Below are 13,977 nucleotides of genomic sequence, written 5' to 3'. Positions count from 1 at the left end.
CTCAGCGCATGCCGGGAGCCTCGCCGGCCGGGGCAGCGCCGCCCTGAGCGACGACCGGTGGATCCTCAGCGGCCGCGCGGGCGGCCCACCACGCGAGGGCCAGCACGATGCCGACCTCGCTCAGCGTGAGCGCCCGCTCGACAGCCCCCAGCGGGATCGCCTGCCACCACGGGACCCCGGTCCAGCGCTGGGCGACGATCGCGGCCACGATCGGCGTGAAGCACAGCGACGACCACAGGCCCAGACCCCAGATCCAGCGGGCGTACCCGCGCCACCGCGGATGGGACCACGACGCCCGTCCGATCAGCAGCGCGCCGATCGGCAGGCTCAGGAACGCCACCACGCCGGCGTACCGGTGCACCGTTCCTTCGAAGCTCGGGCCCACCGCCCAGTTGTGCTTCGGGAAGTAGACGACGACGGCCAGCGCGACACTCCACGTCAGCAGGGCGGCCACGCCGGCCGATCGCCTGGGCACCAGGCCGGCCCCGACGACCGCCAGCATCGTGGCCACCGAGCCGGCGGCCAGCATCAGCACCCCCACGTTGAACAGCACGCCGACCTCGGTCAGCGCGTACTCGCTGATGGTGCGCCGGTACGGGCTGATCGCGGACGACGGGGGAACGACGTGCAGCAGGCCGATGACCAGCACGGCCGCGCCGACCGTGCCCGCACCGACGATCGCCAGCCACCGGGGAGCGCTCATCCGCGCCATGGTGCCACGCTCAGCTGAGTCCCGTTCTCAGGTGCGCACAGCGGCGGTGGTCAGCCGCGCGGGGCCACCGGGATGGAGCCGATCTGCTGGCGCAGCGTCGCGAGGATCGGCGCGGCCGGGGTGCGGGCCGCCGTGAACGGGTGGACGTCGGCGTAGCGTACGGTCCCCGTCCGGTCGGCGACCACCACGCTCGGGTACGGCAGGACCGACCGGCGTGTGCCGAGCAGCTCGGTGGCCTCCGGCGCCTGATACCCGATGCCGAACGCGTCGATCAGGGCGTGCCGGGGGTCGGCGGCCACCAGGTAGCTCAGGTCGTTGCGGTGCTTGACCGGGGCGAGCAGCTCGGCCCGCTGCGGGCTCACCGCCACCAGGTGGGCGCCCAGGTCGGAGCAGGCCGGGGCCAGGGTGCGCTGGTACGCCACCAGCGTGTCCTCACAGGCCGCCGAGCCCGCGTACCGGATGAAGACCAGGACGAGCGGTCCGGTGCCGAGCAGCCGGCGCAGGTGGATCGGGCCCAGGTCGACCTCGATCAGCGGCAGGTCCGGCACCCGCCCACCCGGGGCGATCATCCGGCTCCAGACGGCGTCCTTCTCGAACTGGCGCCGGACCGCCGCCTCCTCGGCTCGGCGGCGAGCGGCTTCCGGCTCGCCGGCGCTCAGGTACACGGATCTCGTCATGGCGCCACCGTATCCATCCAATAGGTAGGCATTGTGAAGCCCGGATGAACGCTTGTCAGGGCACCAGCACCAACCGTCCCCGCAGGCCACCGGCCGCCAGCCGGTCGTGCGCCCGGGCCACGCCGGCCAGCGGGTACTCCTCCGCCACCGTCAGCGTCAGCAGACCCGCGTCGACCAGCGCCGCGAGCTCGGTCAGCCGGCCGCCGTCGGCGTCCACCTCCTGGACCACGACCCGGGTGGCGCGCAACGGCGGCGGGGCGAACGGTGCGACCAGAGTCACGAAAACGCCCGCACCGCGCAGCGCCTCGTGCGCTGTGATACCCACCACGGCGGCGTCGACGACGGCGTCCACTCCCCCGGGCACGACGTCGCGGACCGCCGCGCCGAGCCGGTCGGTACGCACCACGAACTCGTCGGCGCCGCGGTCCCGTACCGCCTTCTCGTCCGTTTCGTCCGCCACCGCGACCGTGCGGATCCCGCGCAGGGCGGCGAGTTGCAGCAGCAGGCCGCCGACCCCACCGGCCGCGCCGGTCACCAGCAACGTCTGGCCTGCCCGCAGGCCGGTCAGCGACAGCGCGCGGTCGGCGGTGAGGCCGATCAGCGGCAGGGTGGCCGCCTCCGGCAACGTCACCGAGCGGGGCGCCGGAGCGGTCGCGGACTCGTCCAGCACGACCCACTCGGCCTGCGCGCCGCCGGCCGACAGGACGTCGCGCAGGCCCACGACGGTGTCACCCGGCGCGCGGCGGCGTACCCCCGGGCCGGTCTCGTCGATCACCCCGGCGACGTCCCAGCCCAGCCCGATCCGGCCGGCCGGCGGCAGCAGGCCCGCCCGAGTCATCGCACCGGTGCGGGTCGACAGGTCGATGCGGTTGACGGCCGCCGCGGCGACCCGGAGCCGCACCCCGGCCCGGGCCGGGGTGCGGCTCCGGCAGGTCGGCTACTTCCAGCACTTCGGGGCCGCCGAAGCGGCGCACGGTCACGGCTCTCATGGTGGCGACGCTAGGGGCGATATCGTCGGGCGGTAAGGACGCACCCGGGAGTGCGTACCGTACCGGGAGGAGCCCGCCGCGATGGCCACGAAGTCCGCCGCGCAGCGCCGGGACGAGGCGCGCCGCAGCTACAACGCCAACCTCGCCGAGTGCCCCGGCCACGAGCTGCTGGCCGCGCTGAGCGACAAGTGGCTGACCCTGGTGGTGGCCGCGCTGGCGGACGGGCCGCTGCGGTACGGCGAGCTGTCCCGCGAGGTCGCCGGCGCGAGCCAGAAGATGCTCACCCAGACGCTGCGCAAGCTGGAACGCGACGGCCTGGTGGCCCGGACGGTCACCGCGGCGGTCCCGGTGCAGGTGTCGTACGCGCTGACCGCCCTCGGCCACGAGCTGGTGCCGTTGCAGCGGGCGGTCAAGAGCTGGGCCGAGACCCACATCGACGAGGTACGCCGGGCCCGCGCCGCCTACGACGCCGAGGTCGGCTGAGCCGCGCCGCACGCCTCTGGCATCCTGGGGCGGGCTACGCGAGGAGGAGTCTCATGGGGGATCGTCAGCGGGACGGCTATGTGCTGACCACGGAGGCCACGGGCATCGACGTCGCCCGGGTGCATCGATGGCTGTGCGACGAGTCCTACTGGGCCGCCGGGCGGGACTACGAGGTGGTGGCGCGCTCGATCGAGGGCTCGCTGCCGTACGCGGTCCTGTACGGCACCGAGCAGGTGGGCTTCGCCCGGGCGGTCACCGACGGGGCGACCTTCGCGTGGATCTGCGATGTCTTCATCGCCGCCGAGCACCGCGGCCGGGGGCTGGGCCGGTGGCTGGTCGACAGCATCGTCGAGGACCTCTCCGGCCGGGGCGTGGCCCGTTTCCTGCTCGCCACCAGGGACGCCCACGACGTGTACCGGCGTTCCGGCTTCACCGTCCTGGAGGGCCCCGGCCGCTTCATGGAGATCGACCGGCGCCCCACCCGCGCCGCCATTCTCGGCCACGCCTGAGACCCCGGTCAGGGGGCAGCCGCCGCCGGGCCGGGCCGCACCGCCACCGGGTCGTCCGGCGGGCGGGCAACGCGGCGGCGCGACAGCAGACCCTGGGAGATGGCCACGCCCGTCAGCACGATGAGCGCGCCCAGCGGCTGGTTCCAGATCAGGTGCTCGCCGAGGATCAGCACGCCGACCACCGTCGCCACCACCGGCATCAGGTAGGTCACCGACGCCGACGTGCTGGCCCCGGCCACCCGGATCACCCGCATGTTGAGCACGAAGGCCAGCCCGGTGCCGAGCGCGCCGAGCGCCAGCACGCACAGCACCACCTGCAGCGACAGCGCCGACGGGACCGGCGGGGCGCCGGCGAACAGCGGCGCCAGCACGGCGAGCTGGGCCAGGGCCATCAGCAGCTGGCCGGCGGCGATCGACACCCCGGAGCCGGCCCGGCCGGCGATGAACTTCTTCTGGTACGGGATCGCGACGGCATAGCACATCGCCGCGCCGAAGCACATGAGCTGTCCGGTGAGCTGCGAGCCGCCGAGGTCCCGCCAGACGCCCAGCACCACCAGCACACCGAGGAAGCCGGTCGCGATGCCGGCCACCCGGCGCGGGGTCAGCGCCTCGGTGCGGAACACCAGCACCGCCAGCGGCAGGGCGACCAGCGGGGTGGCCGCGTTCCAGATGCCCGCGAGCACCGAGGAGACGCGCTGTTCGCCGTACCCGAAGAGGGTGAAGGGCAGCGAGACGCCCAGCGCGGCCACGACGGCCAGATGACCCCACAGCCGCGCGTCGCGCGGCAGCCGGTCACGGGTCACCGCGAGCACGACGAGCAGGACCGCCGCGCCCGCGATGACCCGGGCGAAGGTCAGCCACAGCGGATGCAGCTCACGGACGCCGACCTTGATGAACAGGAAGCTGGTGCCCCAGATCGCGGCGAGAGCCAGATAGCTCGGCAGCCAGCCGCGCGGGTGGGCAGTGTCAGGACCGGTAAGGCTACGCACCCCTGACACTCTGCCGCATGGGTACGACACTCAGAAGGCCGCCGGCACCGAACCCTGGTACTTGTCGGTGATGAACTTGCTGACCACGGGCGAGTGCAGCAGCTTCTCCAGCTTGGCCACCCGCGGGTCGCCTCTCGGGGTTGGTGGCGATGTCCTTCTCGGTCGCCTTGACGCCGGCCCCGGGCTTGAGCGTGATGAGCCCGTTCCTGGCCAGCAGGTTGAGCGCCCGGCCGGGGCTCGGCCGGGGGCAGCGGGAAGAGCCCGTGCGCCGGCTCGGAACCGGGCCGGCGCAGCAGGTCGGCGACCGGGCCGGACTCGGTGAACCGGCCGTCGCGCATCACCGCCGCGCCGTGACAGATCCGCTTGACCACGTCCGTCTCGTGGGTGATCAGCAGGATGGTGAGACCGAGCCGCTCGTTCAGCTCGCGCAGCAGGTCCAGGATGGAGCGGGTGGTCTCCGGGTCCAGCGCCGAGGTGGCCTCGTCGGAGAGCAGCACCTGCGGCCCGGCCGCGAGCGCCCGGGCGATGCCGACCCGCTGCTTCTGCCCGCCGGACAGCTGCGCCGGGTACGCGTTCGCCCGCTCGCTGAGCCCGACCAGGTCGAGCAGCTCCGCCACCCGGCGCGCCCGCTCGGTCCGGGGCACCCCGGTGACCTCCAGCGGGAAGGCGACGTTGCCGGCCGCCGTGCGCGAGGCCAGCAGCGCGAAGTGCTGGTGCACCATGCCGACGCGGCGGCGGGCGGCGCGCAGCGGCTGCCGCTTGGGCCCGGTCAGCTCGACGCCGTCCACCACCACGGTCCCGGCGTCCGGGCGTTCCAGCAGGTTGACGCAGCGCAGCAGGGTGCTCTTGCCCGCGCCGCTGTGTCCCGGCACGCCGAAGATCTGGCCCCGGGCGACGCTGAGCTCCTTTGCAACGACCGTCACCGCCTGGCGGACCTGACCCCGGTGGCTCTGATACCGTGCCGGCAGGTCATGAGTGCCAGCGCGAAGCCCCGGCTTGCTGGCCGGCAACCCTTGTGTTCGCGATGGGGTGCTCCGGGTGAGGACCGGGCCGGCGTCGACACCGACGCGGGCAAGCGCGGGCCCCGGGCGGGGTCCCCGACCTCCCGGAGGCAGCACCATGTCCCTCGTCCTGCAGCGCACCGACCTCGACGTCGTCGGGGCCGAGCTGACCGTCGACCTGCCCGGCGGCACGACGGTCCCGTTCGCCCACCTCGACTACGCCGCGACCGCCCCCTGCGTCCGCGCGGCCGCCGACGCCGTGCAGGGCCTGCTCCCCTGGTACGGCAGCGTGCACCGCGGCACCGGCATCCGCTCGCAGACCTCCACACTGGAGTACGAGCGCGCCCGCGACCTCGTCGGTGAGTTCGTCGGCGCCCGGGCCGGCGACACGGTGGTCTTCACCCGCAACACCACCGACGCGCTCAACCTGCTCGCCCGCGCCCTGCCGGCCGGGGTGACCACGATCGTCTTCGACGGTGAGCACCACGCGAACCTGCTGCCCTGGCACCGCCCGCTGCGACTGCCCACGCCGTCGAGCCCGGACGAGGCCGTCGCGGCCGTCGAGCAGGCCCTGCGGGAGCTGCGCGGACCGGCCCTGGTCGCGGTCACCGGCGCGAGCAACGTGACCGGCGAGATCTGGCCGGTGCGACGGCTGGCCGACGTGGCCCACCGGTACGGCGCGCGCATCGTCGTGGACGCCGCGCAGCTGGCCCCGCACTCCCCCGTCGACCTCGCCACCCTGGGCGCGGACTACCTCGCGCTGTCCGGGCACAAGCTCTACGCCCCCTTCGGCTCCGGGGTCCTGGCCGGGCGGGCCGACTGGCTGGACGCCGCCCCGCCGTACCTCAGCGGTGGCGGGGCCAGCACCGCGGTCGGGGCCACCGCCGGGGACGTGACCTGGGCCCACGGACCTTCGCGGCACGAAGCCGGCACGCCGAACCTGCTGGGCGCGGTGTCGCTGGCCGCGGTCTGCGCGGCGCTGCTGCGCACCGACCGCGCCGCGCTGCACGAGCGCGAGCAGGAGCTGCTGGGCCGGCTGCGGGACGGCCTGGCCGGGGTGCCGGGCGTACGGCCGGTGAGCGTGTTCGGCGAGCGGCAGCCCCGGGTCGGCATCGTGTCGCTGGCCCTGCCCGGCCACGATCCCGCGGTGATCGCCGACCGGCTGGCCCGCGAGTACGGCCTCGGCGTGCGGGCCGGGCTGTTCTGCGCCCATCCGCTGACCCGGCGGCTGACCGGGGACACGGGCACGGGTGGCTGCGGCAGCGCGACGCCGGGGCTGCTGCGGGCGAGTTTCGGGCTCGGGACCAGCGACAGCGACGTGGACCGGCTGGTCGTCGCCCTGACCGAGCTGACCTCCGGCCCGGCCTGAGCTCCCACGGCGCCTCCGCCGATCGGGGTATCCGAGGTTCGCGGGGATGCCCGGGGGTATGTGCGGCAGGTGATACGACGCATCGCACGGATGAGTCCCGGCCAGCGGCAGCTGACCCGGGCAGCGCCGAGGACCGCCCAGGGATTCGTGAGCCACTGGACCGCGGTGGCCGGCCTGCGGCTGCACGTGCGCTCCCGGGCCGCCGCCGGCCGGCCGTGGGTGCTGCTGCACGGGCTGGCCGTCTCGCACCGCTACCTGATGCCGACCGCCGCCGCGCTGGCCGGCGGGCCGGTGCACGTGCCGGACCTGCCGGGTTTCGGGCTCTCCAGCAAACCGCGGCAGGTCTTCGACGTGGAGCAGCACACCGCGGTCGTCGCCGCCTGGATGGACACCGAGGGCATCACCGGCGCGCGGGTGCTCGCCAACTCCTTCGGCTGTCAGGTCGCCGTCGAGCTGGCCGTGCGGCGACCCGATCTGGTCTCCGCGCTGGTGCTGGTCGGCCCGACGGTGGACCCGGCCGCCCCCACCGCCACCGGCCAGGCGCGGCGCTGGCTGGCCGACCTGGCCTGGGAGGACGAGCGGCAGGCCCGGATCATCGCCGCCGACGTGCGTGACGCGCGGCCCCGCCGGATCCTGGCCACGCTGCGGCTGTCCGTGCGCCATCGCATCGACCACCGGCTGCCGCTGGTCCAGGCTCCGGTGCTGTTCCTGCGGGGCGAGCACGATCCCATCGCGCCGACGCGCTGGCTCCGGCAGGCCGCCCGGCTCACGCCGCTCGCCGCGACCGATGTCGTCCCGGCCGCCGGGCACAACGCGATCACGACCGCCGGGACCGTCGTGGCCCGGCAGGCGATGGCCTTCGTGGCCCAGTACACCGTGGGGAAATAGATCAACTGAACGTTTCGGGCGTTTCATACCGGGCACCGGGGATACAGCCCCGAATCTCCGGTGCCCGTGTTCGAGACGAGGACAGTAGATGGCAGTGAAGCGCCCCCGCAGGTCAGAGCCCACCGTGCCGAGCCCGGCCGCCATGGAACCGGCGGCTACCACCCCGCTGACCGGTGCTCTGGCACCGGAGCAGGGGTTGCAGACCGGGGAGTACCTCACGACGGCGCAGGGTCTGCGGCTCAGCGACACCGACCATTCACTGAAGGCGGGACCCCGCGGGCCGTCGCTGCTCGAGGACTTCCACCTGCGGGAGAAGATCACCCACTTCGACCACGAGCGGATCCCCGAGCGGGTCGTGCACGCGCGCGGTGCCGCCGCGCACGGCGTCTTCCGGGCGTACGGCAGCGCGGCGTCGGTCACCAAGGCGCGCTTCCTGGCCGAGGAAGGCAAGGAGACGCCGGTCTTCGTACGCTTCTCGACCGTGCTGGGCTCCCGCGGGTCCGCCGACACGGTGCGCGACACCCGCGGCTTCGCGGTGAAGTTCTACACCGACCAGGGCAACGTCGACCTGGTCGGCAACAACATCCCGGTGTTCTTCATCCAGGACGGCATCAAGTTCCCGGACATCATCCACGCCGGCAAGCCGCACCCGGACCGGGAGATCCCGCAGGCGCAGTCGGCCCACGACACGTTCTGGGACTTCGTCTCGCTGCACACCGAGGCCACCCATCACGTCTTCTGGAACATGTCCGACCGTGGCATCCCGCGCTCGTACCGCACCATGGAGGGCTTCGGGGTGCACACGTTCCGGCTGGTCGATGCCGACGGCGGTACGCACCTGGTGAAGTTCCACTGGAAGCCGGTCGCCGGGGTGCACTCGCTGGTCTGGGAGGAGGCGCAGATCGCCGCCGGGGTCGACCCGGACTTCCATCGCCGCGACCTGGCCGACGCGATCGACGCCGGCGCCTTCCTGGAGTACGAGCTCGGCATCCAGGTGATGCCGGACAGCGCCGAGGAGACCTTCGAGGGGATCGACCTGCTCGACCCCACCAAGATCGTCCCGGAGGAACTGGCGCCGGTGCAGCCGATCGGCCTGCTGACCCTCAACCGCAACCCGGACAACTACCACGCCGAGGTGGAGCAGGTCGCGTTCCACACCGGCCACCTCGTGCCCGGCATCGAGGTCACCAACGACCCGCTGATGCAGGCGCGGCTGTTCTCGTACCTGGACACCCAGCTCACCCGGCTCGGCGGGCCGAACTTCCCGCAGCTGCCGATCAACCGGCCGCACGCGCCGGTCAACGACAACCTGCGCGACGGGATGCACCAGACCGCCGTGCACCGCGGCATCGCGCCGTACCTGCCCAACAGCCTGGCCGGGGCCGAGGGCCCGGCCCCGGCGAGCGCGCCGGAGGGCGGCTTCGTGCACGTGCCGCGGCTGGTCGAGGGTGCGAAGGTACGGGCCAACCCGGTCTCGTTCGACGACCACTTCAGCCAGCCGGCGATGTTCTACGCCAGCCTGAGCGAGGTCGAGCGGATCCACCTCACCGAGGCCTTCACCTTCGAGCTCGGCAAGTGCTACGAGCAGGCGATCCGCGAGCGCATGCTGGGCGTGCTGGCGAACGTGGACGCCGGCCTGGCCGCCCGGGTCGCCGCCGGTCTGGGCCTGCCCGCGCCGGCCGGCACGCCCGTCCCGGAGGTAGCCGTCTCCGCCGCGCTGTCGCAGATCACCGGGGTGCCCGGACCGATCGCCGGCCGCGTCGTCGGCGTGGTCGCCGGACCGAAGGCGGACCTGGCCGGGATCGGCAAGCTGCGCGACGCGCTGACGGCTCAGGGCGCCCTGCTGCGGGTCATCGCGCCGCACGGCGGCGAGCTGGTCAAGGGCCTGCGCAAGGAGATCATCGAGCGCACGCTGCTGACCACGCGGTCGATCGAGTACGACGCGGTGCTCATCGCGGGCGGCGCCGGTGACCTCGCCGACGTGAAGCTGACCGTGCTGCTGCAGGAAGCGTTCCGCCACGCCAAGGCCATCGGCGCGTGGGGTGACGGCGTCCAGGCGCTGCGCACCGCGGGGATCGACGTCGAGGCGCCGGGCATCCTGCTCGCCGACGGCATGACGGCCGCGTACCGCAAGCAGCTCGTCACCGCTCTCGGTCTGCACCGGGTCTGGGCCCGCACGCCGCAGGTCATGGCCGCAGCGGCACCGACCGCGTAGCCGGCGGGGCTGCCGCTGCGCCGGGCCCGGGGCTCAGCGCAGCGGCAGCTCCAGGCTGTCCCCGCGAGTGATCGGCTGGATCCCGGTCAGGCCGTGCTCGCGGGCCCGGCCCAGGAACGCGCTCAGCGGCAGCTTCTGCACCACGTAGTCGTCGTTGTGGATCGGGATGGTGAGCCGCGGCCGGATCACCTCGGTCGTCGCCACGCCCTGTTTGTCGTCCATGGTGAGCAGCATGCCCAGGATCTTCGTGCCGCCGAGGTGGATGATCATGGCATCGATCTCCCCGCACCGGCGGGGCACTTCTTCCAGGAACGGCCGGTACAGCGTGTCGCCGGTGATGTAGAGCCGCAGCCGGCACCGGCTGTCCTCCTCCAGCTCCACCACCGAGCCCATGACGTCCGGCAGCAGCCGGTCCATCAGGCCGGGACCGTGCCGGCCCGGCACGGAGGTCACCCGCAGCCGCTGCCGTCCCCGCGAGAGCTCGTGGCTCTCCCACGTGGGCAGGCCCAGGACCTCTTCGAACTTGCGGCGCCGCAGCTTGCGCTGGGCCTCCCGGGTGGTGACGATCGGTGTCGTCTTCCCCACCTCGGCCGTGGCCACCCGGTCCCAGTGGTCGCCGTGGAAGTGCGACAGCAGCACCGCGTCGAGCGGCGGCAGCTCGGCGACCGAGCAGGCCGGGTCCAGCAGCCGCCGGGTCCACATGCCGTAGCCCAGGTGCACCCGGCTGCCCGCGGACACGAAATTGGGGTCGGTCAGCAGGGTGAAGTCCCCGAGCCGCAACACGGTCGTCGCGTTGCCGATGAACGTCATGCTCGCGCGCAGGCCGTCGGAATCCATGTGGCACCTCCGCGCGGCGCATACCCGCACGACGGCGGTCCACACCGGTTTCAGACGATCGGCGCGGCGGTACCGACGGCGTGGCGCACGACCTCCTCGGCGTCGCGGCAGGCCTGCGGGAGCCGGTCGGCGGGCACCGGGTGGCTCAGCGCGTAGCCCTGGGCGTACTCGCAGGACAGCTCGCGCAGCCGCAGCAGCGCCGCCACGTCCTCCACCCCCTCGGCCACCATGGACAGGCCGAGGTTGTGCCCGAGGTCGATCGCGCTGCGCACCATGACCGCGTCCGGGGTGCCCGGCGTCAGGTCGCGCATGAACGTACGGTCGATCTTCAGCTCGTCGGCCGGCACCCGGCGCAGCTGGGCCAGCGAGCTGAAGCCGGTGCCGAAGTCGTCGACCGAGACGGTGATGCCGTGCTCGCGGACCTCGTGCAGGGCGCGGACCGCCCGGTCCGGGTCGGCCATGATGCTGGTCTCGGTCAGTTCCAGGCACAGCAGGCGCGGCGGCAGCCCGGCGTCGGCCACGGTGCTCAGCACCCGGGCGACGAATCCGGGGTCGACCAGGCAACCGGGTGACACGTTCACCGCCACCTGGAACGCGTGCCCGGCCAGCCGCCACCGGGCGGCCTGGCCGACCGCGAGCCCCAGGAGGTGGTCGGTCAGCCGGATCTCCAGGCCCCGGCTCTCCGCGACGGGCAGGAACGTGGCCGGCAGCAGCAGCCCGCGCTCGGGGTGCTGCCAGCGGACCAGGGCCTCGGCCGAGGTCACGACACCGTCGCTGAGGCGTACCTGGGGCTGGTAGTAGAGCCGCAGCTGACCGTCCGGGTCGCCGCTGTCGAGCAGGGCCCGCAGGTCGGCGAAGAGCTGCATCCGGTCGGGGGTCTCGGCGTCCTCGGCGGCGTCGTAGACGGCGACGCCGCCGCCGTTGCCCTTGGCCCGGTACATCGCCGCGTCGGCGTGCCGGAACAGCTCGTCGCCGGCGCCGTGCAGCGGGCCCAGCGCGATGCCGAGGCTGCCGCTGATCGCCGCCGGGCCCTCGGCCAGCACGAAGTCGCGGCGCAGCGCGGCGACCAGCCGTCCGGCGAGTTCGGTGGCCGCCTCGACGCCGGTGACGTGGGGAAGCAGCACAGCGAACTCGTCCCCGCCCAGGCGGGCCACCACACCGTCGGTGCCGACGCTCTCGGCCAGCCGCCGCCCGGACTCGAGCAGCACCTGGTCACCGGCCTGGTGGCCGAGGGTGTCGTTGACGGCCTTGAAACCGTTGAGGTCGATCACCATGAGGGCGATCTGATGACCCCCGGCCGCGGTGAGCCCGGCCAGGGCCGCCTGCAACCGCTGGCCGAACAGGGTGCGGTTGGGCAGGCCGGTGAGCGGATCGTGCAGGGCCAGGTACCGGCTCGCGGCGGCCTGGTCCACCAGCCGCCGCTGGTAGCTCAGCACCAGCCGCAGGATCATGCCGACCAGGGTCAGCCCCACGGCGAAACCGACCGAGGTGCCGATCAGCAGCCGCACCTGGGTCCGGCGCAGCGCCGACACCTGCGACTGGGCGGCGTCGTGGTACGCCCGCGACACCTCGTCGATGTCGTCCTGGAGCGTGTAGAAGGCCGGCGTCACCTCGAGGCGGTCCAGCTGGACGTGGGCCGGGTCGCTGTCGGCGATCAGAGCGATCAGCCGCTCGGCGAGAGCTTGATAGGCGCGCTGCTCCTCGCGCAGCCGCAACGCGTCGGCCCGGGCCTGGCCGGTGTCGCCGGCGGCGATCTGCGCCAGCGTGTCGTTGGCGGTCAGCGCGACCTGGGCGAAGCGCTGCTCGACGGCCACCGAAGGCTCCACCTGGTAGTGCCGAAGGTTCACCTCCTGCATGGCGATCGCGATCCGCGCCTCGGAGAACAGCGAGTCGACGACCAGCGCGTGACTCTGCTGCTCGGTGGCCCGGGTGGTGTGCACCGTGCCCTGGATGACGTACCCGGCCAGCGCGAGCAGCACGCCCGCCAGGGCAGCAGTCATCGCGACACTGCGTCCCCGGATGCGGCTGATCACGGCGCTCTATTCGGCAGCGGCGGGCGGCGGTGAAGGCGAATGGGCTCAGGTGACCGGGCTGGAGACCGATGAGACCCATGAGCCGAAGGACGGGGTGTGGTTCCATGCGCAGCCGGAAACTGCTGTCCAGCATTGCCGTGGCGGTCGCCCTGACCGCCCTGGGCGGTTGCGGCGGGAGCGCGGACGGGCCCGCGGGTGACCCCGCGCCGTCGTCGGGCACCATCCGCCTGGGCACGCTGGTCCCGCTGACCGGGCGCAGCAGCCCGTCCGGCGAAGCCATGGTCAACGGGGCGCGGCTGGCCGTCAGTGAGGCCAACGCGGCCGGTGGGGTGCTGGGCCGGCAGGTCGAGCTGGTCGTCGGGGACGACGCCTGTGATCCCGGCACCGCGGTGACCGCCGCCCGTACGCTGGTCGGCCGGGACATCGTCGCCTCGGTCGGCGGCTACTGCAGCAGCGCCACCGTGCCGACGCTGAAGATCTTCCGGGCCGCGGGCGTGCCGATGGTCGTGGCCCAGTCCAACTCGACCGACCTGCTCGCGCCGAAGTACGACAGCGTCTTCCTGATCTGCGGCACGGTCACCGCCGAGGCGGACTTCGCGGTCGGCTGGATGAAGCGGCTCGGCGGGCGCCGCCTCGCGGTCGTGCACGACGGCACCAGCTTCCCGGTCACCCTGGCCGAGTCGACCGCGGCCGCGGCCGCGCGCACCGGCGCCCTGACGGTGACCGGCGAGTTCGAGCTGAGCCAGGGCGCGCCGAGCTACGCGCGGATCGCCGGCTCGGTGCGGGCCGGCCGGGCCGACATCGTCTACTACACGGGCTACTACGCCGAGGCGAGCCAGCTCATCAAGGACCTGCGCGACAGCGGCTTCACCGGCAAGATCGTCGTGGGCGACGGCGCGACCGACGGCCCGCTGCTGGCCGGGCTCACCCCCGAGCAGTCCCGCGGCGTGTACGGCACAGCCCTGATCTTCCCGGAGCTCCTGCCCGAGCTGGCCGGCTGGTCGAAGCGTTACCAGGCGGCATTCGGCTCGCCGCCGGGGCCGTCGACGGTCGAGGCGTACGACGCGGTGAAAGTCGCGCTCGACGCCGTGAAGCGCGCGGGCAGCACCGACCGCGAGGCGGTCCGCAAGGCGATCGCGGCCACCGACCTGCCGGCGATGAGCGGTCCGCTGAGCTTCAACCCCGACGGCACCCGGACGACGCCGAAGTTCCTGCTGCTGCGGGCCGAGAACGGCAAGTTCGGCCTGGAGCGGACCGCCGGCTGACCGCCCCGCC

General features: G+C 73.5%; 12 protein-coding genes, 1 pseudogene and 1 riboswitch. Of the genes and pseudogenes, 6 read left to right on the top strand and 7 right to left on the bottom strand.

All coding sequences use genetic code 11. The features are described 5' to 3' along the window. Position 1: 1 nt before the first annotated feature. Genes Aau02nite_RS17450 through Aau02nite_RS17440 form a run of 3 tightly spaced genes read right to left on the bottom strand, consistent with a single transcriptional unit; the run spans position 2 to position 2,290 of the window. The gene (locus tag Aau02nite_RS17450; protein WP_212989469.1) at positions 2 to 703 is read right to left on the bottom strand and encodes a DUF998 domain-containing protein; all 702 of its coding nucleotides are present in this window, start codon (positions 701 to 703) and stop codon (positions 2 to 4) included. Between the two features lie 59 nt (positions 704 to 762). Then, the gene (locus Aau02nite_RS17445; protein WP_212989468.1) at positions 763 to 1,389 is read right to left on the bottom strand and encodes a redoxin domain-containing protein; all 627 of its coding nucleotides are present in this window, start codon (positions 1,387 to 1,389) and stop codon (positions 763 to 765) included. Positions 1,390 to 1,444: 55 nt separating this feature from the next. Beyond that, positions 1,445 to 2,290 carry a zinc-binding dehydrogenase gene (locus Aau02nite_RS17440; RefSeq protein WP_212989467.1) on the bottom strand — a complete coding sequence of 282 codons (846 nt, stop codon included), beginning with the start codon at positions 2,288 to 2,290 and terminating at the stop codon, positions 1,445 to 1,447. 169 nt (positions 2,291 to 2,459) lie between these two features. Between Aau02nite_RS17440 and Aau02nite_RS17435 the strand changes: the two genes are divergently transcribed. Then, a complete protein-coding gene (locus Aau02nite_RS17435; RefSeq protein ID WP_212989466.1) occupies positions 2,460 to 2,861 on the top strand; it encodes a winged helix-turn-helix transcriptional regulator in 402 nt (133 codons plus the stop codon). Positions 2,862 to 2,914: 53 nt separating this feature from the next. Beyond that, positions 2,915 to 3,370, top strand: a complete 456-nt coding sequence (locus Aau02nite_RS17430) for a GNAT family N-acetyltransferase (protein WP_212989465.1) — start codon at positions 2,915 to 2,917, stop codon at positions 3,368 to 3,370. Positions 3,371 to 3,378: 8 nt separating this feature from the next. On the opposite strand, the gene Aau02nite_RS17425 is transcribed toward Aau02nite_RS17430, so the two are convergent. Further along, positions 3,379 to 4,359 carry a DMT family transporter gene (locus Aau02nite_RS17425; RefSeq protein ID WP_212989464.1) on the bottom strand — a complete coding sequence of 327 codons (981 nt, stop codon included), beginning with the start codon at positions 4,357 to 4,359 and terminating at the stop codon, positions 3,379 to 3,381. A 530-nt stretch (positions 4,360 to 4,889) separates the two neighbouring features. Further along, a pseudogene (locus Aau02nite_RS47395) lies at positions 4,890 to 5,231 on the bottom strand (ATP-binding cassette domain-containing protein); the annotation flags it as partial. A gap of 95 nt (positions 5,232 to 5,326) precedes the next feature. Further along, a riboswitch (SAM riboswitch) is annotated at positions 5,327 to 5,443 on the top strand. Between the two features lie 35 nt (positions 5,444 to 5,478). Here Aau02nite_RS47395 and Aau02nite_RS17410 point away from each other — a divergent pair. From Aau02nite_RS17410 to Aau02nite_RS17400, 3 genes are all read left to right on the top strand, one after another. Beyond that, the gene (locus Aau02nite_RS17410; protein WP_212989463.1) at positions 5,479 to 6,729 is read left to right on the top strand and encodes an aminotransferase class V-fold PLP-dependent enzyme; all 1,251 of its coding nucleotides are present in this window, start codon (positions 5,479 to 5,481) and stop codon (positions 6,727 to 6,729) included. A 90-nt stretch (positions 6,730 to 6,819) separates the two neighbouring features. Beyond that, complete coding sequence (locus Aau02nite_RS17405; protein ID WP_212989462.1) at positions 6,820 to 7,617, top strand: alpha/beta fold hydrolase; 798 nt, start codon at positions 6,820 to 6,822, stop codon at positions 7,615 to 7,617. 88 nt (positions 7,618 to 7,705) lie between these two features. Continuing rightward, entirely contained in the window at positions 7,706 to 9,832 is a 2,127-nt protein-coding gene (locus Aau02nite_RS17400; protein WP_212989461.1) for a catalase, read from the top strand. Positions 9,833 to 9,865: 33 nt separating this feature from the next. On the opposite strand, the gene Aau02nite_RS17395 is transcribed toward Aau02nite_RS17400, so the two are convergent. After that, positions 9,866 to 10,669, bottom strand: coding sequence for an MBL fold metallo-hydrolase (locus Aau02nite_RS17395; protein ID WP_212989460.1), 804 nt, complete (start codon positions 10,667 to 10,669; stop codon positions 9,866 to 9,868). 50 nt (positions 10,670 to 10,719) lie between these two features. Further along, positions 10,720 to 12,669, bottom strand: coding sequence for a putative bifunctional diguanylate cyclase/phosphodiesterase (locus tag Aau02nite_RS17390; protein ID WP_212989459.1), 1,950 nt, complete (start codon positions 12,667 to 12,669; stop codon positions 10,720 to 10,722). A 137-nt stretch (positions 12,670 to 12,806) separates the two neighbouring features. Here Aau02nite_RS17390 and Aau02nite_RS17385 point away from each other — a divergent pair, with 137 nt between their 5' ends. After that, positions 12,807 to 13,967, top strand: a complete 1,161-nt coding sequence (locus Aau02nite_RS17385) for a branched-chain amino acid ABC transporter substrate-binding protein (protein ID WP_212989458.1) — start codon at positions 12,807 to 12,809, stop codon at positions 13,965 to 13,967. Positions 13,968 to 13,977: the final 10 nt, after the last annotated feature.

Source organism: Actinoplanes auranticolor (assembly GCF_018332655.1).
GTDB classification, from domain to species: domain Bacteria; phylum Actinomycetota; class Actinomycetes; order Mycobacteriales; family Micromonosporaceae; genus Actinoplanes; species Actinoplanes auranticolor.
This window is presented reverse-complemented; position numbering and strand designations above follow the sequence as displayed.